The sequence below is a fragment of the Microcystis sp. LEGE 00066 genome (assembly GCF_015207925.1).
In the GTDB taxonomy this organism is placed as follows: Bacteria; Cyanobacteriota; Cyanobacteriia; order Cyanobacteriales; family Microcystaceae; genus Microcystis; species Microcystis ichthyoblabe_A.
Genome location: NZ_JADEVX010000072.1, coordinates 1 through 20,935, shown reverse-complemented (window position 1 = coordinate 20,935; position 20,935 = coordinate 1). Strand labels below are relative to the sequence as shown.

The 20,935-nt window shown below is 43.3% G+C and carries 14 protein-coding genes and 1 rRNA gene; 10 read left to right on the top strand and 5 right to left on the bottom strand.

The genetic code is table 11. From position 1 onward, the window contains the following. Nucleotides 1-140: 140 nt before the first annotated feature. Together gcvP and IQ224_RS11835 are read right to left on the bottom strand one after the other, a co-directional pair. A complete protein-coding gene (gcvP, locus tag IQ224_RS11840; RefSeq protein ID WP_194032977.1) occupies nucleotides 141-3,128 on the bottom strand; it encodes an aminomethyl-transferring glycine dehydrogenase in 2,988 nt (995 codons plus the stop codon). A gap of 108 nt (nucleotides 3,129-3,236) precedes the next feature. Then, nucleotides 3,237-4,862, bottom strand: a complete 1,626-nt coding sequence (locus tag IQ224_RS11835) for a glycosyltransferase family 39 protein (protein WP_002744809.1) — start codon at nucleotides 4,860-4,862, stop codon at nucleotides 3,237-3,239. Between the two features lie 421 nt (nucleotides 4,863-5,283). Here IQ224_RS11835 and IQ224_RS11830 point away from each other — a divergent pair, with 421 nt between their 5' ends. Next, on the top strand, nucleotides 5,284-6,081 hold the full coding sequence (locus IQ224_RS11830; protein WP_002744810.1) for an aminotransferase class IV: 798 nt from the start codon (nucleotides 5,284-5,286) through the stop codon (nucleotides 6,079-6,081). 245 nt (nucleotides 6,082-6,326) lie between these two features. On the opposite strand, the gene IQ224_RS11825 is transcribed toward IQ224_RS11830, so the two are convergent. Further along, entirely contained in the window at nucleotides 6,327-6,677 is a 351-nt protein-coding gene (locus tag IQ224_RS11825) for a single-stranded DNA-binding protein (RefSeq protein ID WP_002731888.1), read from the bottom strand. Between the two features lie 222 nt (nucleotides 6,678-6,899). Between IQ224_RS11825 and IQ224_RS11820 the strand changes: the two genes are divergently transcribed. The 6 genes from IQ224_RS11820 to IQ224_RS11795 all read left to right on the top strand — a co-directional run bounded on the left by IQ224_RS11820 (nucleotide 6,900) and on the right by IQ224_RS11795 (nucleotide 14,894). Continuing rightward, entirely contained in the window at nucleotides 6,900-7,937 is a 1,038-nt protein-coding gene (locus IQ224_RS11820) for a rod shape-determining protein (RefSeq protein ID WP_036401281.1), read from the top strand. Between the two features lie 73 nt (nucleotides 7,938-8,010). Further along, nucleotides 8,011-8,760, top strand: a complete 750-nt coding sequence (mreC, locus tag IQ224_RS11815; RefSeq protein WP_036401284.1) for a rod shape-determining protein MreC — start codon at nucleotides 8,011-8,013, stop codon at nucleotides 8,758-8,760. Beyond that, a complete protein-coding gene (gene mreD, locus IQ224_RS11810; protein WP_036401287.1) occupies nucleotides 8,727-9,308 on the top strand; it encodes a rod shape-determining protein MreD in 582 nt (193 codons plus the stop codon). The genes mreC and mreD overlap by 34 nt, the downstream gene beginning before the upstream one ends. Before the next feature lie 280 nt (nucleotides 9,309-9,588). Next, nucleotides 9,589-12,039, top strand: a complete 2,451-nt coding sequence (locus IQ224_RS11805) for a transglycosylase domain-containing protein (protein WP_084989911.1) — start codon at nucleotides 9,589-9,591, stop codon at nucleotides 12,037-12,039. Between the two features lie 144 nt (nucleotides 12,040-12,183). Beyond that, entirely contained in the window at nucleotides 12,184-13,944 is a 1,761-nt protein-coding gene (locus IQ224_RS11800; RefSeq protein ID WP_194032976.1) for a M61 family metallopeptidase, read from the top strand. A gap of 23 nt (nucleotides 13,945-13,967) precedes the next feature. Continuing rightward, nucleotides 13,968-14,894, top strand: a complete 927-nt coding sequence (locus tag IQ224_RS11795) for a branched-chain amino acid transaminase (protein ID WP_002744828.1) — start codon at nucleotides 13,968-13,970, stop codon at nucleotides 14,892-14,894. Nucleotides 14,895-14,972: 78 nt separating this feature from the next. Here the strand turns inward: IQ224_RS11795 and IQ224_RS11790 are convergent, their stop codons facing one another. Further along, nucleotides 14,973-15,122, bottom strand: coding sequence for a hypothetical protein (locus tag IQ224_RS11790; protein ID WP_002744830.1), 150 nt, complete (start codon nucleotides 15,120-15,122; stop codon nucleotides 14,973-14,975). Between the two features lie 309 nt (nucleotides 15,123-15,431). Here IQ224_RS11790 and kaiC point away from each other — a divergent pair, with 309 nt between their 5' ends. The 3 genes from kaiC (at nucleotide 15,432) to IQ224_RS11775 (ending at nucleotide 20,770) form a co-directional block, all read left to right on the top strand. Continuing rightward, nucleotides 15,432-16,952, top strand: a complete 1,521-nt coding sequence (gene kaiC, locus IQ224_RS11785) for a circadian clock protein KaiC (protein WP_002744832.1) — start codon at nucleotides 15,432-15,434, stop codon at nucleotides 16,950-16,952. A 279-nt stretch (nucleotides 16,953-17,231) separates the two neighbouring features. Further along, nucleotides 17,232-18,062, top strand: a complete 831-nt coding sequence (locus IQ224_RS11780; protein WP_002744835.1) for an amino acid ABC transporter substrate-binding protein — start codon at nucleotides 17,232-17,234, stop codon at nucleotides 18,060-18,062. Nucleotides 18,063-18,145: 83 nt separating this feature from the next. Further along, complete coding sequence (locus IQ224_RS11775) at nucleotides 18,146-20,770, top strand: trans-splicing intein-formed DNA polymerase III subunit alpha N-terminal partner DnaE-N (RefSeq protein ID WP_002744837.1); 2,625 nt, start codon at nucleotides 18,146-18,148, stop codon at nucleotides 20,768-20,770. Between the two features lie 47 nt (nucleotides 20,771-20,817). On the opposite strand, the gene rrf is transcribed toward IQ224_RS11775, so the two are convergent. Continuing rightward, nucleotides 20,818-20,935, bottom strand: a 5S ribosomal RNA gene (gene rrf / locus IQ224_RS11770).

Here is a 20,935-nt window from a genome sequence, read left to right as displayed (position 1 = left end):
AGCTTGGATTGAGTGATAAAACTGAAAGTAACACACCCAATTTTAGGAGAAAGTTTCCCTTGAAAAATCCCAAATTAGTAGATTTACAAAAATGAGATGCACCCCACCCTACACCCAGGAAAAGCTTTTTGCCGCAAACCCTACTTATAAGCGTCCATACCCTCACAGGAACAAACCAGATTTCTGTCCCCGTAGGCATTATCAACCCGTCCCACTACTGGCCAGAATTTATAATCTTTTAGCCAAGAAAGCGGGTAGGCTGCCTGTTGACGGGAATAGGGACGACTCCAATCATCGGCAGTTAAAACTGCGGCTGTGTGAGGGGCATTTTTTAAAGGATTATCGTGGATATCCATGGTACCATTAGCGATCGCTTGTACTTCTTGATAGATAGTTAACAAAGCTTCACAAAAACGGTCTAATTCCCCCAAAGATTCGCTTTCCGTGGGTTCCACCATCATTGTACCCGCCACGGGCCAAGAAACCGTCGGCGCGTGGAAACCGAAATCCATCAAGCGTTTTGCCACATCTTCCACCTCGATGCCGGCCTGTTTTTTCAGGGGACGTAAATCAATCACGCACTCGTGGGCAACCGTTCCCGCGCTACCCTTAAATAACACCGGATAGGCCGACTCCAGACGAAAAGCCAGATAATTAGCGTTCAAAATTGCCACTTCTGTCGCTTTTTTCAAGCCGGCTGCCCCCATCATAGCGATATACATCCAAGAAATCACCAAAATGCTGGCACTACCCCAAGGCGCGGCCGAAATTGCGCCAATTGAGTCCTGATGCTTACCGTTAGCGGTTTCTGGGGATAATTTCGCCAAAACTAGGGAAACATCGGGCAGAAAAGGCACTAAATGGGATTTTACTCCGATTGGTCCCATACCAGGGCCGCCACCACCGTGGGGAATACAGAAAGTTTTATGGAGATTCAAGTGACAGACATCAGCACCAAAATCCGCCGGACGACATAAACCCACCTGAGCATTCATATTGGCGCCATCCATATACACTTGACCACCGTATTGATGAATCAAGGCGCAAATTTCGCTAATTCCCTGTTCAAAAACGCCGTGAGTGGAAGGATACGTCACCATCAAAGCCGCTAGATTATCCTGATGCTTCTGGGCCTTAGTTTTCAGGTCATCAATATCAATATTGCCCCGAGAATCGCAATTAACCGCCACTACTTTCATACCACACATAACGGCGCTGGCAGGATTAGTCCCGTGAGCGGACTCAGGAATTAAGCAAATCTGACGATGACCTTGACCGCGACTTTCATGGTAGGCTCGGATCACCTGTAAACCGGCATACTCTCCCTGAGAACCGGCGTTCGGTTGTAGGGAAATGCCATCAAACCCGGTAATTTCCCCTAACCAAGTCTCTAACTGTTGAAAGAGCAGTTGATAGCCTTCTGCTTGGTCAATCGGGGCAAAAGGGTGTAATTTGCCGAATTCTGCCCAAGTTACCGGAATCATCTCCGCTACGGCATTGAGTTTCATCGTACAGGAACCGAGGGGAATCATGGAAGTATTTAAGGCTAGATCCTTTGTTTCCAGACGGTGCAGATATCTGAGTAATTCCGTTTCCGAGTGGTAACGATTGAACACCGGCTCGGTAAGATAGGCACTGGTACGGGTTAGATTAGCGGGTAATTCTAGACTAATTTTCTCGACTAATTCCGCCGTGGTAAAGGGTAATTCCTCGGTTGGGGCGAAAATTTGCCATAAATCCCACACATCCCTGAGAGTGGTGGTTTCATCGACACTAATTCCTAGATTATTCTCATCAAAATAACGCAGATTAATCTTCTGGGTTTTTGCCTTGGCGAAGATATCCTTAACTCCCGTGGATACCGTAACTTTGAGCGTATCGAAGCGCGGTTCTTTCCCCACCTGATAACCCAACTGTTTTAAACCAGTTGCCAATAAAGCGGTTAATTTCTGCACTCTTTGGGCGATTTTCTTGATTCCTTCCGGTCCGTGATACACCGCGTACATGGAAGCAATCACCGCTAGTAACACCTGTGCGGTACAAATATTACTGGTGGCTTTATCCCGGCGGATATGTTGTTCCCTGGTTTGCAAAGCTAAACGCAGTGCGGGTTTACCCTGACTATCCTTCGATACCCCGACAATGCGCCCCGGAATACTGCGTTTATAGACATCTTTGGTGGCAAAATAGGCGGCATGGGGACCCCCATAACCCAAGGGAACCCCAAAGCGTTGACTGCTACCCACGGCAATATCAGCCCCCAATTCGCCGGGGGGAGTCAACAGAGCTAAACTGAGAATATCGGCGGCAACGGTGACTAAAGCCCCATTTTCCTGCGCTTTGGCGATAAATTGCCGATAGTCATAAATTACGCCATCGGTGGCTGGATATTGTAATAATGCGCCAAAAATCGGCGTTTGGAAGTCAAAGAGACGATGATCCTCGATAATAATGTCAATGCCTAAAGGAATCGCTCTGGTTTTAACAACTTCAATCGTTTGGGGATGGCAACTACTAGAGATAAAGAAAGCATTGGCTTTAGTTTTACACAGTCCGTAACTCATAGTCATCGCTTCTGCGGCTGCTGTTCCTTCATCGAGGAGGGAAGCGTTAGCAATTTCCAGACCAGTTAAGCTAGTGATGAGAGTTTGGAAGTTTAAGAGAGCTTCTAAGCGTCCTTGGGCGATTTCCGCTTGATAGGGAGTATAGGCGGTGTACCAACCCGGATTTTCTAAGATGTTGCGGAGAATTACCGGCGGGGTGATACAGTCATGGTAGCCCATGCCAATAAAGGAGCGAAATACCTGATTTTTCGAGGCAATAGCTTTTAATTGGGCAAGAGCGGCGTATTCACTCAAGGCAGGTGGTAGATTAAGGCTTTTTTGTAAACGAATTCCTGACGGGACAGTTTGAGCGATTAATTCCTCAAGGGTAGCAACACCCAAAACCGCCAGCATTTTCTCGATTTCCGTCTCCGTCGGTCCAATGTGACGGTTAACAAAGCTATCGGTGCAGTCTAGCAGGTCTTGCAGGTCAGCAGGAGCGAATTCCTCGGTTTTCTCGGCCGTAATTGACCTATTTAGCATATTAATCTCGGTTTCAACAATTACAAAAGTGTTGCGTTTCATCGCTAGGGGTGATTTTAACGCAACTTGTAAAATTTTTGTAATATTTGAAGCCAGCAAGTTAAAGTCTCAGCTAATTTGCTATCGAAAGTATGCACAAAATTAACCTCACTACTGCTTTGTCACCAAAAACCAACCGGAATCCGTAGAGCCGATCGCCTTTAATCCTTCTAAATCACTAGCTTCTTTGGTTTGACGATCGATAATTAGGTAAGGTTGCTTGTGACTTTGCCAATGATTGATTAATTCTTCAGCAGCCAGGGGAAAAACCCGACGACCACTATAAAAATTTAACGAGGGGCGCTCGTAGGCAAAAGCAATATAAACAGGGTGATCGGCCGGCACATATTTCTGCACTAAACTCGCCACCGGTTTGACGGGGAAATTCTCATTTAATTCCCAGATCCACAGGGGAGAATTGACAAAAATAAACAAAGAAACCAACATTCCCCAGAGTAAAACCACGATGAATTGTTGCGAGCGCCGAGCTAACAAAATTGCCGTTGTCACCATGGTCAGGGAAAGTGACAATAAGGTTAAAAGAATTAAGGGATGGATAGGTTTGATAGGGGCAAAATTACCAGGGAAATAGGCTATTAAAGCTAATAAACCCGCCCCAACGCCGACAATACCCAGAATAATTGACCAGATGGGATTATAGGAGCGATCGATGGGAAGATTAACCACCTGCGCCAAGGCATAACCGGCCGCTAAAGCCAAGGCCGGATAGATCGGCAGAATATACCAAGGCAATTTAGTCGCCATTACCGAAACCACGAACAGATAAACACCCGTCCAAACTAACAGTAACTTTGCCCAACTGTAGAGATGTTCCTGACGAGCTAAACGTAAACCCCAAACCGAGAAAATTAACCAGGGCCAACTATATTTAATAATTTCTAGCAGATAATACCAAAACGGTCCGCGATGATTGTCCAGATCGTCACTAACTCGCTTTAACTGTTGAACAAAAAGGGAATCGAGAAACTCCCGCTCGTAGTGCCAAAATTGGGCGCTATACCAGGTAAAAGCGGGAGTTGCTCCCAATAACCAACCTGACCAAAAATAGGCAGACGTTAATAACCGGGGGGTATCCCAGAGCAGAAAAATAAAGCCGATACCCGCCAATAATAGCCCCATAATCCCCTTAGTCAGACAAAGGAGGGCAAATCCTAACCCCGCCCCCACAGACCAGCGTAAATCGCGTCGTGAGCGCAGTAAACCAACAAACATCAGGATTTCAAAACATAATACCGCTCCATCCAACATGGCTAAACGGCCATGGCGCACCACCGGCAAAAGAGTTAAATAGATCAATGCCGACAGTAAAGCTGGCAAACGAGCGGGAAAAATTTCTCGACCGAGAAGATAGAGAAGCGGCACCGATAAAGCTGTAAAAAAAGCGGGAATTAGTCTAGTATTGGCCTCATTGATGCCCCAAAAATGGTAGGTTAGACCAATTAAACTGTGAATCAACGGCGGTTTATTCAGGTAGGGATCACCCCAAAGACTAGGAAATAACCAGCGCAATTGTTCTAGGGGGGTTTGGCTAATTTCTTTAGCCACCTGAGCGATGGTCGCTTCATCCCAATCCCGCACGGGTAAATTACCTAATCCCACTAGATAGATAATTAAGGCCGCTATTAATAATCCCAGTAAACACAGAAATTCTTTAAAATTTTCTCTCTGACGCAATTTATAACTAGAATATCCCCAAGTAAATTTTTGACGGTTCATAAGCTAGATCAGTTATCAGTAAACAGTTATCAGTAAACAGTTATCAGTGGACTTATACCTAATATTATCTCAAGAATAAAATTTTGTCTATACAAGCAAATTACCCAAATAAAATAATTTTAATGTTACCAGATTTTTTCGGTTAAATTGAATTAGCAACGACAGATAAGTAGGGAGGCACAATTATTTGTAGGATGGGTTAGCGGTAGCGTAACCCATGCGGACGTTGGGTTTCATGCTTCAAACCAACCTACGTTCATCTTATATTTAATTCCACCCACCTACTTATATATTTCAACATCGAACTACTTATTAGTACAAGGCAGCAAAGCAAGCTCTGATTGAGTTATAATTTTTGGATATGTCTAATCAACTGAAAACTCACATCTGATAACTGATAACTGATAACTGATAACTGATTATGTATTGGTATAATGGCGAATTAATCGAGAATGAGCGAATCAGTCTGGGTATTGATGATATTGGACTGCTTTATGGAGCCACAATATTTACTACCCTGCGTATCTATCAACAAAGCTTAGATCATCCCCTAACCCATTGGCAAGAACATCTCAAACGTCTGCACTCTAGTTTACAAGTTTTCCAATGGTCTGATCCCGATTGGCAGCGAATTCGCCAAGGAGCCGAAAAATTATCCCGATTCTATCCTGTCCTGAGAATCACAATTTTTCCCGATGGACGGGAGTGGATTAAAGGCAGATTTTTACCCGAAGATTTAAACCTTAGACAAGAGCAGGGAATTATTGGCTGGGTAATAGATAATCCCGCTTGGCAACGCGTTTTAGGAGAGCATAAAACTGGTAATTATTTAACTCCTTGGTTAGCGTCACAAACTGCTCAAAAAAAAGGGGCAAAAGAGGCGATATTAGTCGATCAATTGGGGAATTGGTTAGAAACTAGCACGGGCAATTTATGGGGATGGAAAGATAATTGCTGGTACAGTCCCCTGCTGACTGCTGATATTTTACCCGGAATCGGGCGCTCGGCTTTGATCGGCTGGTTAAAAAAACAAAATATTTCCCTGCAAGAAAATCTCTGGACCCCGGAATTTGTCGGGACTTTACAGGCGATCGCCTATAGTAATTCCTTGGTAGAAATTATCCCTTTTAATTCTATTCTTGGCTCGGATATAGAGATAAATACAGCTATTTATAGAGAAATTTTACCAGATTTACAGCAATATTTTTGGCTCTTCTAGGTTCTGTGTGATCTCGCGTAGCGAGCGCGTTGCGACCAGCTTAACTTACAATATGATCGATCGATCTTTGTGTTCTTTGTGTCTTTGTGGTTCGTTCCACCCCCTCCCTAGGAGAAATGTATCTTAGAATACATTTTACCCACCAAACCTAGGAGAGCCTATTTTTCCAGTCAATTAGAGACTAAATAAGGGTGTGTTACTAGGGGCTAACACACCCAAAATCGGGAAATAATGCCGCTCAAGCTTTAAAATTCTCGCTCGGAATTAGCCTCACTATCGCGTTTAGAACCGAGTAAATCTAATTGATCGACGAGAATCACTGGTTTAGAGCGAGCTAATCCCGTGTTTTTATCATTCCAGGTATCCATTTTTAAAGAACCCTTAATCCCGATTAAACCGCCTTTTTTCACATAATTAGCGGCCACTTCCGCCGTTTTACCCCAAATTTCCAGATCGAACCAATCCGGCTGATCGCTATTTTTCGAGCGACGATTAACCGCTAAAGTTAAAGTACATAAAACCTTACCCGACTCGAAATACTTGGTTTCTGGGTCTCTCCCCGCTCGTCCCACCAAATGAACCAGATTTACACTCATGGTCTTAAATCCTCAATTTAGTACAATAGTATGTTCATTTTAGCCTGAAACCTTAGCCTTGACCGGTGGCTAGAAAATTAGGCCAAAGACCTGGGTAAATCTGGAGAGAAAGAAGCGATAATTAACTAGACTTGAGAAACAAAACCTAATAAAATCCAAGTCGATTCGATCGAAAGTCTAGCTATAGCAACGTTTTATTGATCAGAACAGGAGTGAAAACAAGTGGGTTTTTTTAGAGGACTAGGCTTATCAAGGGACATAGGTATAGACTTGGGTACAGCAAACACCCTCGTCTATGTATCAGGGAAAGGTATCGTTTTAGAGGAACCATCGGTAGTAGCGATCGATCAAGACCGTAACCCGGTCGCTGTCGGGGAGGAGGCCAAAAAAATGCTCGGTCGCACTCCGGGCCATGTCACCGCTATGCGACCCCTGCGCGATGGGGTAATCGCCGATTTTTACAGTTGCGAGATCATGTTAGCGGAATTCATCAAACGAGCGCTCGATGGCACGATTGGCAATCCCCGCATGGTAATCGGTGTTCCCAGTGGGATTACCGGAGTAGAAAGACGCGCAGTGGTGGATGCGGCCAAAAATGCCGGCTCGCGAGAAGTGGGGTTAATTGATGAACCGATTGCGGCAGCCTTGGGTGCTGGTTTACCCGTCTCGGAAGCGACGGGAAATATGATCATCGATATCGGTGGTGGCACCACGGAAGTGGCGATTCTCAGTCTTGATGGGACAGTAATCAGCGAATCGGTGCGCGTCGCTGGGGATGAACTAACGGACTCAATTATCGCCTATCTAAAAAAAGTCCATAACCTGATTATCGGGGAACGTACAGCCGAAGATATTAAAATTCGCCTTGCTTCCGCTTATCCCTCCCCCGAAGATGAATTTCCTCCTCTGGAAGTGCGGGGATTGCATCTTATGTCCGGTTTACCCCGCACCGTGACCATCAAAGCGGAAGAAGTGCGGGAAAGTATGGATGAGCCACTTTCCGTGATCGTTGATGCGATCAAACGTACCCTAGAAAAAACTCCCCCCGAATTAGCTGCCGATATTATCGATCGCGGCATCATGTTAGCGGGAGGAGGTGCTTTATTACGGGGACTCGATCGCCTAGTCAGTCACGAAACCGGTATCGTTACTCATGTCGCTGAAGATCCCCTGCGCTGTGTGGTCAAAGGCACGGGAGAAGTGTTAAAAAATCAGAAACTCTTTGAGCGGATCGTTAATGAAACAACTCGCAATGTCTAAAGGTCACTAGGATCGGTTAGCGGCAAAACACACGGATTCTCACTCTACACAGTCAAGAGGTTTTTAATCGCTCATGTATTCAGCACGACGAAAATGGACACAGCAGGGATGGCGACTTTTGCTGCTCGCTGCCGCTTTGGGGGTAGCTTGGTACATTCGCACCTATCAAAGTGGGGCGATTTTAGAATTGTATGGTTTATTAACTCGTCCTTTTCAGGGAGAGGAAACTAATCTGCAAGAGCAACTTCTGGCCGATCAACGGGTGCGAGAATTACAAAATCGTTTAAGTGAAGTCGAATATCAAAATCAACAATTAAAAAAACAGCTTGGTTATTATCAAACCCAGAAAAAACCCCTGATTTCTGCTCCAATTATTGGCCGCAGCGCCGATGATTGGTGGCAACAGGTGATTATCGGTCGGGGTAGCACCGATGGTGTGCCAGTGGGTGCTTCGGTGACGGGAATTGGTGGTTTAGTGGGACGGATTACGGAAGTTACCCCCCACACCAGCAAAGTTCTATTGGTCAGTAATTCCCAAAGTCGCATCGGAGCAACGGTGAATCGTAGTCGGGCCATGGGTTTAATTCAAGGTCAGAATTCCCAAGTCGCCACCCTGCGCTTTTTTGAAAAAGCTCCCGATGTCAAACCGGGAGATGTGGTGACAACTTCGGCTTTTAGTAGTCTTTTTTCGCCGGGGTTGCCCATCGGTCGTATAATTTCCCTTAATTTACAGGAAAATCCCGCCCCCACCGCCAAAATTGAATTTACCGCCACCGTGGACAATCTCGAATGGGTGTTCGTTCACCCGCAACCCCAGCAGTGAGAAGGGTAATTATGCTGAAATTAAGCCGTTTATCAGCCCGTTCTCGTTTTATACTGAATATTTTAGTCACTATCGCTTCGTTGCTTCTGTGTACCTTTCTTTCCTTAATTCGGCTACCTGGAATGGAGATTTTAGGCATCGCTCCCAATTGGTTACTGATTTGGTTGGTTAGTTGGAGTCTCAATCGCTCTTGTCTCGATAGTGTGGTGGCCGGATTAGCGATCGGCGCTATTCAAGATAGTTTAACCTCTAATTATCCTTCCCATATTATGGTTTTTGGTCTGATCGGTTTCCTCACTTCCCGTTTACACCGACAACGTTATGTTAAAGAAGAATTGATCGCCGTGGTCTTAATTGTCTTTGTGATGACTTTAATCGCTGATGGTGCGATCGCTTTTCAATACTATCTACAAGGAGGCAAAAATCTCGCTGATCTTTGGTTTGATTATCAACGCATTGGCCTCACTTCTGCTCTACTTAGTAGTCTCTGGACTCCCCTCCTATATTATCCTCTCCAGCAATGGTGGCGACAATTTAGCGATCTTTAAAGAGTCAGCTTTTCAGTTATCAGTTATCAGTTATCAGTGATCAGATTTGAGTTTTCAGTTCACTGTGTGGAAACGAGGTCTATACTGATAGTTTCTTCCGCGGCTCGACTGAGCATCGCCGAACGTCAAAATAGCACTAAAAGTCTTGCCTGATAAGCATTTCACGATTCCATAAGCAAAAATTATCACACAAAGTCGAGAAGAGTCCAGATTTGAGTTTTCAGTTCACTGATTACTGATTACTGTTCACTGATTACTCACCCCCACCCGCTCAACTAACATGAAATACAAACAAAAACTTAGTCAATTTTTTCATAATCTTGCTAATAAATTAGGAAATTCCAAGCAACCCCCTAAAGTCGATCCTATCGACTCCAAATCTGCGCCAGTTGCCGCAGAAAAGCCAGTAGAAGCCGCTTCCGAAGAGAAAAAGGTTAATTTAGTCTCCCAAGCCAGTAGCAAGGCTCTAGAGACATTAAAACCCTTAAAGAACAAATTTACCACCCTGATCGACAATTCTCCCTTACCGCAATGGCGACAACATCCCCGCTTTGGCTTGTACTTGGGATTGGGATTAGGGGTGACAGGGGGACTTTTGGGGGTAGGTTGGGGCATTTATCGCCTTGAAAGCTCTTTACCGCAAAACATCGCCGATATACAAACCTATGCTCGTCCAGGCACCCTAACCATTCAAGCTGCTAATGGGGAAATCCTCAAGCAAAATGGCCCAAGTACCTACGAAACCGTGAAAATTGCCCAAGTTCCCCCACTGGTACAGGAGGCCTTTATCGCTAGTGAAGACCGTCGTTTTCGCGAACACGGGGGAGTTGATGGCCAGGGTATTGCTCGCGCTCTCTTTTCTAACCTGAGAGCCGGGGGAGTGGTGGAAGGAGGCAGCACCATCACCCAACAATTGGCCCGGATTGTCTTTTTATCCCAAGAAAGGAGTTTTGATCGCAAATTACGCGAAATGCGTATCGCTCAGAAAATAGAAGATAAATATACAAAAGACCAGATTTTAGAGCGTTATTTTCACCTAGTTTATCTCGGTTCCGGGGCCTACGGTCTGGCCGATGCCGCTTGGTTATATTTCAGTAAACCCGTCGATAAATTAACCCTAGCCGAAGCTGCCACCCTTGCTGGCATTGTTCCTGCTCCTAGTCTCTATTCTCCCCTCGAAAACCCTAAATCTGCCCTAGAACGGCGTAATATTGTCCTCAAAACTATGGCCGAGGTGGGATTTATTACTAACGCTCAAGCCGAACTAGCGATCGCATCTCCCCTAGTACTTAAAACCAGTCCCCTAAAACGTCTGCAACGGCAAGCGGCCTATTTTACCGATTATGTGGAAAAAGAACTGCCGCAACTGGTTCCCGCTAAAACCCTAGAAGCGGGGGGAGTAGTGGTAAAAACTACCCTTAATCCTCGTTGGCAAAGCGAAGCGGAGGAAGTGGTAGAAAGAGCGGTTTCTCGTTATGGCCAGTGGCAGAACTTCCAACAGGCGGCTTTAGTGGCAATTGACCCCAAAAATGGACAAATTAAGGCTATGGTCGGGGGAATTGACCACGATAAGAATCAATTCAATCGGGTGACACAGGCAAAACGTCAGCCGGGATCTACTTTTAAACCTTTTGTCTATGCGGCGGCGATTGCGGCGGGGAAATCCCCCTATTCTAATTATAAAGATGCCCAGTATGTAGTGGATGGTTATAAACCGGAAAACTACGGTGATAGGTATAGCGGCCGCGAGGTGTCCATGCGCGATGCTTTGACTTCTTCCCTGAATGTGGTGGCAGTTCAGGTGTTAGTGGCTGTGGGTTGGAATCCGGTGATTAAATTAGCTCAAGATATGGGGATCCAGTCGAAACTTTTACCCACTTATTCTTTGGCTTTGGGTGCTTCGGAAGTCAATCTTTTAGAATTGACCAGCGCCTACGGAACCTTTGCTAATAATGGTGTGCATCAACCAGTTTACGGTATTAATCAGGTACTCGATCGCCATGGTAAAGTAATTTATCAAGCCAATTTTAAACCGAAAACTGCTCTGAATAAAAACACGGCAGCGACGATGACTTGGATGCTACAGAATGTGGTTAATTCGGGAACGGGAACCCCAGCACAAATCGGTCGTCCAGTAGCGGGAAAAACTGGCACTTCTGATAAAGCTCGCGACCTTTGGTTTGTCGGTTATATTCCCCAATTAGTCACGGGAATTTGGCTCGGTAATGACAATAATAAACCCACCAATGGAGCCAGTACCATGTCCGCTTGGATGTGGCGACAATTTATGTTAGAAGCAATTAAGGATATTCCCTATCAAGGTTTCCCAGAACCGAATTTAGGCAAACGTCCAGTGACATTAAAAGCGGAACCAATTAAACCCCGACGTACCTACTTTACCCAAACTACTAACAATCGTTTAGCCAGCAGCGATGAGGGTTCCCCCACCGAAGGACCTATCCGCAGACGGCGACGGGTTCGGGTAAGTCGTGTGCAAACTATCGTCCGTTCTAATACTAGCGAACCCAGCCAACGCCGTTCTAGTCGTCGGCGTACTAGAGTCGCTCCTACCAGCGCCGCCGCTCCTAGTCCTCAAAATACGGCCCCCGCAGCAGCCGAACCGATTACCGTTCCCGTCAATGTGGCGGCTCCCGAAACTCGTTCGGTTCCCCTACCGGTAACTCCTCCCCCCGATATGGCTCCTCCCGCACCCCCGGCAGAAAGACGCTGAATCGGCAAAAAAAACCGCAGGATTTGCGGGAGTTACAGTTCCAAAACTGCTCGGTCAAATCTTGGAAAACCATCGGATTTTTCGCGGTGAAACCGGGTAAATTAGCCGAAAGCTTGCCGCTATAATAACTTAAAAGCTTGTTTAATGCCGATGACCAGTCTTATTTCCCCCGCTACCATCTCCTCAACTCGTTTAAGTCTCAGCTATCAAGTGGCTATGTCGGAACCGACTTCACACCTCTTTGAAGTCACTCTACAGATTACCGGTTGGCAAGCACCGATTTTAAACCTAAAAATGCCGGTTTGGACCCCCGGTTCCTATCTAGTGCGGGAATACTCCCGTTTAGTCCAAGATTTTCAAGCTATTAACCTCAACAGTCGCAAAGTTGCTAAAAATCACTGGCAGATTGACAATGGTGACAGTTCCGAAATAACGGTCAAATATCGCGTTTTTGCCCACGATTTAACCGTCAGAACCAACCATCTCGATGATACTCACGGTTACTTCAACGGGGCTGCTTTATTTCTCTATATCCCCGATTATCAAAAACATCCCCTCACCCTGACAATTATCCCCCCCCATGGCGATTGGCGCGTTACCACTGCCTTAAAATCTTTACCCGGACAGAAAAACACCTTTCACGTTCCCGATTTTGATACCCTGGTGGACAGTCCTGTGGAGGTGGGGATTCATCAGTTATACGATTTTGTCGTCGAGGGAAAACCCCATCAATTAGCTATCTGGGGACGGGGAAACGCTAATCCTAGTCAAATTATCGCCGATACCACTAAAATTATTCAAACCGAGTCGGCTATGTTCGGTGGACTCCCCTATGATAATTATCTCTTTTTGCTACATCTTTCAGCGGCTGGTTACGGGGGACTAGAACATAAAAATTCCTGTACCCTTAACTATGCGCGTTTGGGATTGCGAGATAAGGATAAATATCATCGTTTTTTGCAATTAGTCGCTCATGAGTTCTTTCATCTCTGGAATATCAAGCGTATTCGCCCAAAAGCTTTAGAAAGCTTCGATTATGATGCAGAAAATTATACTTCTTCCCTCTGGTTTGCCGAAGGAACCACCAGTTATTACGATATGATAATCCCTCTACGGGCGGGAATATACGATAGTAAGACTTTTTTAGAGCTTTTAAGCAAAGAAATCAGCCGTTATCTCAATATACCCGGTCGTCTTGTCCAACCGCTAGGCGAATCGAGTTTCGATGCTTGGATAAAACTCTATCGACGGGATAGCAATAGTGATAATAGTCAAATTTCCTACTATCTCAAGGGGGAATTATTGTCGCTGCTTCTGGATTTACTAATTCGCACCCACACCGATAACCGTCGTTCCCTCGATGATGTTTTACGCTCGATGTGGCAACATTTCGGTAAAGAGGAGATTGGTTATACCGATGGGGAATTGCAGGCAATTCTCGAATCGGCTGCGGGAGTGGATTTAAGCGACTTCTACCAGCGTTATATCGACGGTTTGGCAGAATTACCCTTTAATCAATATCTTGAACCCTTTGGACTCTATCTGCGGGGGGTTGACAATGGGGAGACGATACCTTATCTGGGAATGCGGGTACAGAGTGAAGCGGGTAAAGAAATAATTAAATTTGTCGAGATGGGTTCCCCTTGCCAAAAAGCGGGAATTAATGCTGATGATGAATTATTGGCTATCGATGGATTGCGGGTGACGGCGGAACAGTTAAACGAAAGATTAAAAGACTACCGCGCAGGTGATATTATTCAGATAACAGTCTTTCATCTCGATGAATTGCGAACCCTTGCTGTTCCACTGGCCACCCCGCAGACGATTCGCTATGAAATTATCAGGGTAGAAAATCCTTCTAATAGCCAGAAACAAAATTTTTCTGCATGGGTAAATCCCGTTTAGTTCTTGGTTAAATCAACAAAAAAATGTCTATTACCGCCGAAATTACTTTCCTTCCTCTCGCCTATTTTGAGAATAAATTTATCCCTTTTAGTGAGGCAAAATTATCCGTTGCTACCCACGCACTACACTACGGAACTGCCGCTTTCGGTGGTTTACGAGGTACTCCCGACCCTAACAATCCGGGACAGATATTATTATTTAGATTAGAACGTCATTGTCAGCGTTTAAGTCAAAGTGCTAAGTTTCTTAATTACGAGATTTCTGCTGATAAAATCTATCAAATAATTATCGATTTTGTCAAAAATAATCAGTGTCATCGACCTTTTTATATTCGTCCCCTTGTCTATAGTTCCGGGTTGGGAATTGCCCCGCGATTGCATGGTATCGAGAAGGATTTTCTAGTCTATGGTCTAGAAATGGATGATTATTTGGCAGCTGATGGGGTTAACTGTCGGATTAGTTCTTGGTATCGTCAAGAGGATAGAAGTTTCCCGTTGCGAGGTAAAATTAGCGCCGCTTATATCACTTCTGCTTTAGCAAAAACGGAAGCGGTAGAATCCGGGTTTGATGAGGCAATTTTAATGAATTCTCAGGGTAAAGTCTGTGAAGCGACAGGAATGAATATTTTTATTATCAGAAATGGTCAGCTAATTACTCCTAGTTTTGACCAAGATATTCTAGAAGGGATTACTAGAGATAGTGTTTTAACTATCGCGCGGGATTTGGGTATTCCAGTTATTGAAAGACCTGTAGATAAGACGGAGTTATTTATCGCTGATGAGGTGTTTTTAAGTGGCACTGCGGCGAAAATTACTCCGATTAAAAGGATTGAAACTTTTTCTTTACCGGCAGCTAAACCGATTACTTATCAGTTAAAAGAAAAGTTAAGTTCTATCGTTCTCAATCAGGAACCAAAGTATCAAGATTGGATTACTAAAGTTCCTTTATAGTTAGAGAAATTTACTTGATTTTTCCTTGAGATGTGCCATTATTTGACGCATCTCAAGGAACCCTGAAATAAACAGAATTTATCTATTTTTCGGTTTGATTCCTTCCTGTATATAGGGTATAGTTTTCTTAGGATCAATCTTCAGCACGGGTTTCTTCCCTGTTGCTGTTTTTTCTTGTTGATTGTCGGTTTTTTGCTGATTTTGATTATTATCGGTTGTATGTTCCATAGTAGAGCAAATAAGTATGATTATACCTTAAACTCTCTCAAAGTTGTCAAGAATAGTATTAATCAACTAAATACAAAACTTACTTTGATTCTGACTATTAGTTTATTGCTGTTTTGGTTAATTGTAGCCGAGATTTACCTGCTTATCTAGTTTCCATTTATTCTTGGGTTAAGCTGTCCTGCATTTAAACTATGTCTTGGAAATTTTATTACCAATGCTCAAACTCTCAAACTAGGGATAAATTTCTGGTATCGCCGGTCACTGAAATAGGTACAATAAACATTAGCTCGTTTTCATAGAGAACTTAGAATGACGCAAAATAATCCCCTAGAGTTGATTGAGAAGTTAGAAACAGGAATCCCCGGCTTTGATTTTCTTTCGGAAGGGGGATTGCCGAAAGGAAGAGCAACTTTGATAGCGGGGACGGCAGGAAGTGCTAAAACGGTATTTGCCTGTCAATTTCTCGCAGAAGGCATCAAAAATGGAGAAAATGGCGTTTTTGTCACCTTCGAGGAGCCACCCCACGCACTCAGAAAAAATATGGGTGGTTTTGGTTGGAATATCCGGCAGTGGGAGGAGAATCGCCAATGGGCCTTTGTTGATGCTTCCCCCCAACCGGAAGAAAAGCCGATGGTGACGGGAGAATACGACCTAGGCGCATTAATCGCTCGCATTGAATTTGCTATCCGCAAAAATAAAGCTAAACGGGTGTCTATGGATTCTTTAGGCGCAATTTTTAGCCATTTGAGTGATAGCGCTCAAGTGAGAAGTGATCTTTTTCGTCTGGCAACCGCTTTGCGAGAATTGGAAGTAACAGCGATTATGACCGCAGAAAGAACCCAAGAATACGGCGAAATCAGTCGTTATGGGGTGGAGGAATTTGTGGCCGACAATGTGGTGATTTTACGCAACGTTTTAACCGATGAGAAAAGAAGAAGGACGATCGAAATTTTAAAATATCGGGGAACCGATCACCAAAAAGGAGAATTTCCGTTTACAATTATTCCCAATAAAGGGGCCGTGATTATTCCTTTGTCAGCTATTGAACTAGAACAAAAATCCTCTAATATTCGTATTACTTCCGGCAGCTTGGAACTCGATAGAATGTGTGGGGGTGGTTTCTTCCGCGATTCGGTTATTTTGGTTTCGGGAGCCACAGGAACAGGAAAAACCCTGATGGTGACAGAATTTATGGCCGGGGGAGTAACCAATGGGGAAAGATGTTTAATTTTTGCCTTCGAGGAAAGTCGCGAACAGTTATTTAGAAATGCTACCGGTTGGGGGGTGGATTATGACCGCATGGAAAAGGAAGGTAAATTAAAGGTAGTCTGCCGTTATCCCGAAACTACGGGTTTAGAAAATCATTTAATTATGATGAAGGAAATTATCGAGGAGTTTCAACCGAATCGAGTGGCAGTAGATAGTTTATCTGCTTTAGAAAGGGTTTCTAATCTGAAAGGATTTCGGGAATTTATTATCGGTTTGACTTCTTTTATTAAGCAAAAAGAGGTGGGAGGATTATTTACTTCCACCACTCCCACTTTATTAGGAGGTTCCTCGATTACAGAAGCGCATATTTCTACAATTACTGATTCAATTATTCTGCTGCGTTATGTGGAAATGTATGGAGAAATGCGCCGCGGTATCACTGTTTTAAAAATGCGCGGTTCTATGCACGATAAGGATATTCGTGAGTTTTCGATCGATCATCAAGGTATGCACATTGGTCAACCTTTCCGCAATGTTACCGGAATTCTGGCTGGAACTCCTATGTACACAGCACAAACAGAAGTAGAACGTTTGAGTGGATTATTTGAGGATCGTAGTTAGGGTTTGCGGCAAAAAGTTTTTCGGTGGGGGTAGGGTGTGGGGTGTAGGGTTTTACCGATTTTCATCTGCTCAATTACCTAATTTTCAGAGAAAAAGTCCCGGAATTTCCCCCTGATTACTCCCAGACGAGGCACTTTTGGATTTTAAAAAGGTCTAAAAGTCTTATCCAACAAGGTTTTTAGATTTATTCAGCAAGCTCTAGTTAAAATATAGCAGCATTTGCTAATCGTGCGTTGGCTGTTAGCTTTTTTCTCTCTATTTCCTTCTTGCTTTCTTGATATGTCTAAAAACTTTTGGTTGATTTTTCTAGGTCTTTTACTGATAAATAACCTACATTTATCAGTCTTAGCAGAAACAGTTTTACAAAGAATTGCTCGCACGGGAGAATTAAAAGCGGCAGCCAGAAAAGACGCTACTCCCTTTAGTTATATCGATGAGAAAACGGGACAATGGACAGGTTACGGAGTGGAATTAATGCGCTTAGTCCAACGTCGATTAGCACAAGAATTAGGTAAACCGATTACAATAACCTTTACAGAAGCGACGACTAATAATCGTTTTCAGCAAGTGGAACAGGGACAAGTATATTTATCCTGTAATACGGCAACAATTACGGAAGAAAGACTAGAAAAGGTTAATTTTTCTACTCCCTATTTTATGACAGGAGCGCAATTTTTAACTAAAAGGGAAAATGTTGATAAAATAGATATTAATAACACTTTAGCGGCGGTTGCGATCGCCTATATTCCCCACACCACCACCGATAGTATTATTCGTTATATCTATCCTCTGGCTAATTGGCAAGCTGTCAGCGATCGAAGTGAGGCAGTGGCAAAATTACAAAGGGGAGAAGTTAAAGCAGTGGTTAGTGATGGAATTCTTCTACTGGGGGAACTCGTTAAACAAGGACAGGATCCGCGACAATTTGTGCTACTACCCAGTCAACCGATTACCACCGAACTTTATGGCTGTATTTTACCCAAAAACGATCCCGAATGGAAAAAATTTGTTGATACTGTTGTTGGCAGCAATGATAACCAGAAACTGCGAGAACAATGGTTTAATTTAGAAGAAAGTTCTTTCCCCTATAGGATTCTCAATCAACCCTAAAAATAGACTGTGATTGCTGAAAATTAAAAGTCAGTAAATTCTAGTTTTTTTGCTTTTTACTTGTTACTTTTTCCTGAAAAATTATGTCTTTTGTCGGTTTACATATTCACAGTGATTATAGCTTACTTGATGGTGCTTCCCAATTACCGGCACTAATTGATCGAGCGATCGAATTAGGACAACCGGCGATCGCTTTAACCGATCATGGAGTCATGTATGGTGCGATCGAATTAATTAAAACCTGCCGTAATAAGGGAATAAAACCAATTATTGGCAACGAAATGTATGTAGTCAATGGCGATATTGAAGTCAATCTTCGCCACCGAAAATATCATCAAGTTGTTTTAGCCAAAAACACCCAAGGCTATAAAAATCTGGTTAAATTAACTACTATTTCTAATCTGAAAGGTATTCAAGGTAAAGGCATTTTTGCTCGTCCTTGTATCAATAAAGAGTTACTCCAACAATATCATGAAGGATTAATAGTTACCAGTGCTTGCTTGGGTGGAGAGATTCCCCAAGCAATTTTAGCTAATAACAGAAAATTGGCTAAGGAAACTGCTAAATGGTATAAAAAACTTTTTGGTGATGATTTTTATTTAGAAATTCAAGACCACGGTTCTAAAGAAGATCGGATTGTCAATGTAGAAATAGTTAAAATTGCTAAAGAATTAGGAATTAAAGTAGTTGCTACTAACGATTCTCACTTTATTTCCTGTTACGATGTAGAGGCACACGATGCCTTACTTTGTATTCAAACTGCCAAGTTAATTACTGAAGATAAACGCCTCCGTTATAGCGGAACAGAATACTTAAAATCTGCTGATGAAATGCGTTTACTTTTCCGTGATCATCTGCCAGAAGATGTGATTGAAGAAGCGATTAATAACACCTTAGAAGTAGCAGAAAAAGTCGAACCTTATAACATATTTAATGAACCAAGACTACCTAACTATCCAGTTCCTGCGGGACATACTGCTGATAGTTATGTAGAAGAAATTGCTTGGTTAGGATTACTAGAAAGATTAAAATGTCCTTCTCGTCACGAAATTGAACCTGTTTACAAAGAAAGGCTGGAATACGAATTAAAAATGCTACAGAAAATGGGATTTTCTACCTATTTTCTCGTCGTTTGGGACTATATAAAATATGCTAGAGATCATGATATTCCCGTCGGTCCAGGACGTGGTTCTGCGGCGGGTTCTTTGGTAGCATATTCTTTAAAAATAACTAATATTGATCCCGTTCATCACGGTTTATTATTTGAGCGTTTTCTCAATCCTGAACGGAAATCTATGCCTGATATTGATACGGATTTCTGTATCGAGAGACGGGATGAAATGATCCAATACGTTACGGAGAAATACGGGGAGGCTAATGTTGCTCAAATCATTACTTTTAACCGCATGACATCAAAAGCTGTCTTAAAAGATGTGGCGCGGGTGTTAGATATTCCCTACGCCGAATCGGATAAAATGGCGAAAATGATTCCCGTTTCTCGCGGTAAACCCACACCTTTAAAAGTGATGATTTCCGATGAAACTCCCGAACCGGCATTTAAAGAAAGATACGATACGGAACCCCATGTGCGTCATTGGTTAGATATGGCAATTCGTATCGAAGGTACTAACAAAACCTTCGGAGTTCATGCTGCGGGAGTCGTCATTTCTTCCCAACCTTTAGATGAAGTGGTTCCCCTCCAGAAAAATAATGATGGGGCGGTAATTACCCAATATTTCATGGAGGATTTAGAATCATTGGGATTGTTAAAAATGGACTTTTTAGGGTTAAGAAATTTAACCACTTTGAAAAAAACCGCCGATTTAATTAAACAAAATCAGGGTATAGAAATTGATCTGGATCAATTGCCTTTAGATGAAAGAAAAGCTCTGCAAATTCGGGCTAAAGGGGAACATAAAAAACTACCTCCCGATATTCTCAAAACCCACGGATTACTAGAAGAAGGGGATTTAGAAGGTATTTTCCAGTTAGAATCGTCGGGGATGAAACAGATCGTTAAAGAGTTAAAACCATCGGGTATTGAGGACATATCTTCAATCCTAGCACTCTATCGTCCCGGTCCTTTAGATGCGGGATTAATTCCTCTCTTTATTGGCAGAAAACACGGTAGAGAACCCATTCGTTATGATCATCCTTTATTGGAACCAATTCTTAAGGAAACCTACGCAGTTTTAGTCTATCAAGAACAGATTATGAAAATGGCGCAGGATTTAGCGGGTTATTCCCTAGGAGAAGCGGATCTATTGCGTCGAGCAATGGGTAAGAAAAAAGCCTCCGAAATGCAGAAACAAAGGGAGATGTTTATCGATGGTGCTGCTAAAAATGGTGTGGAAAAAAGAATCGCTGAAAATCTCTTTGAACAGATGGTAAATTTTGCCGAATATTGTCTAGGAGGTGAGACGTTAATTTTAACTGAGGAATACGGATTATTACCAATTGCTAAAATTGTGAGCGAAGAAGTTAACTGCACTGTTTATAGTGTAGATAAAAATGGTTTTGTTTATAGTCAACCAATCTCTCAATGGCACGAGCGAGGTTTACAAGAAGTCTTTGAATACACCCTAGAAAATGGGCAAACTATCCAAGCAACCAAAGATCATAAATTTATGACTAACGACGGAGAAATGTTAGCCATAGATACAATATTTGAGCGCGGTTTAGATTTAAAATCCTCTGATTTTTCCTAAAAACCAAACCCCCCAATCTTGTGTGATTGAGGGGTAGGAAAGAATAATCCTGGCATCGAGCTATTGTCCCGGTCGGCAACCCGACAAGTATCTTGGCCACGGTGAAGTTTCACAACCGAGTTCGGGATGGAATCGGAGTGGTGCCATCACGTTAAAGACACCAGG

Coding starts and splice junctions, on each gene's coding strand:
- mreD (WP_036401287.1), top strand. CDS start 8,727: ATGGGTGTTCGTTCACCCGCAACCCCAGCAGTGAGAAGGGTAATTATG.
- kaiC (WP_002744832.1), top strand. CDS start 15,432: ATGACGCAAAATAATCCCCTAGAGTTGATTGAGAAGTTAGAAACAGGA.
- IQ224_RS11825 (WP_002731888.1), bottom strand. CDS start 6,677: ATGAGTGTAAATCTGGTTCATTTGGTGGGACGAGCGGGGAGAGACCCA.
- IQ224_RS11830 (WP_002744810.1), top strand. CDS start 5,284: ATGTATTGGTATAATGGCGAATTAATCGAGAATGAGCGAATCAGTCTG.
- IQ224_RS11800 (WP_194032976.1), top strand. CDS start 12,184: ATGCCGATGACCAGTCTTATTTCCCCCGCTACCATCTCCTCAACTCGT.
- gcvP (WP_194032977.1), bottom strand. CDS start 3,128: ATGAAACGCAACACTTTTGTAATTGTTGAAACCGAGATTAATATGCTA.
- IQ224_RS11805 (WP_084989911.1), top strand. CDS start 9,589: ATGAAATACAAACAAAAACTTAGTCAATTTTTTCATAATCTTGCTAAT.
- mreC (WP_036401284.1), top strand. CDS start 8,011: ATGTATTCAGCACGACGAAAATGGACACAGCAGGGATGGCGACTTTTG.
- IQ224_RS11795 (WP_002744828.1), top strand. CDS start 13,968: ATGTCTATTACCGCCGAAATTACTTTCCTTCCTCTCGCCTATTTTGAG.
- IQ224_RS11775 (WP_002744837.1), top strand. CDS start 18,146: ATGTCTTTTGTCGGTTTACATATTCACAGTGATTATAGCTTACTTGAT.
- IQ224_RS11835 (WP_002744809.1), bottom strand. CDS start 4,862: ATGAACCGTCAAAAATTTACTTGGGGATATTCTAGTTATAAATTGCGT.
- IQ224_RS11790 (WP_002744830.1), bottom strand. CDS start 15,122: ATGGAACATACAACCGATAATAATCAAAATCAGCAAAAAACCGACAAT.
- IQ224_RS11780 (WP_002744835.1), top strand. CDS start 17,232: ATGTCTAAAAACTTTTGGTTGATTTTTCTAGGTCTTTTACTGATAAAT.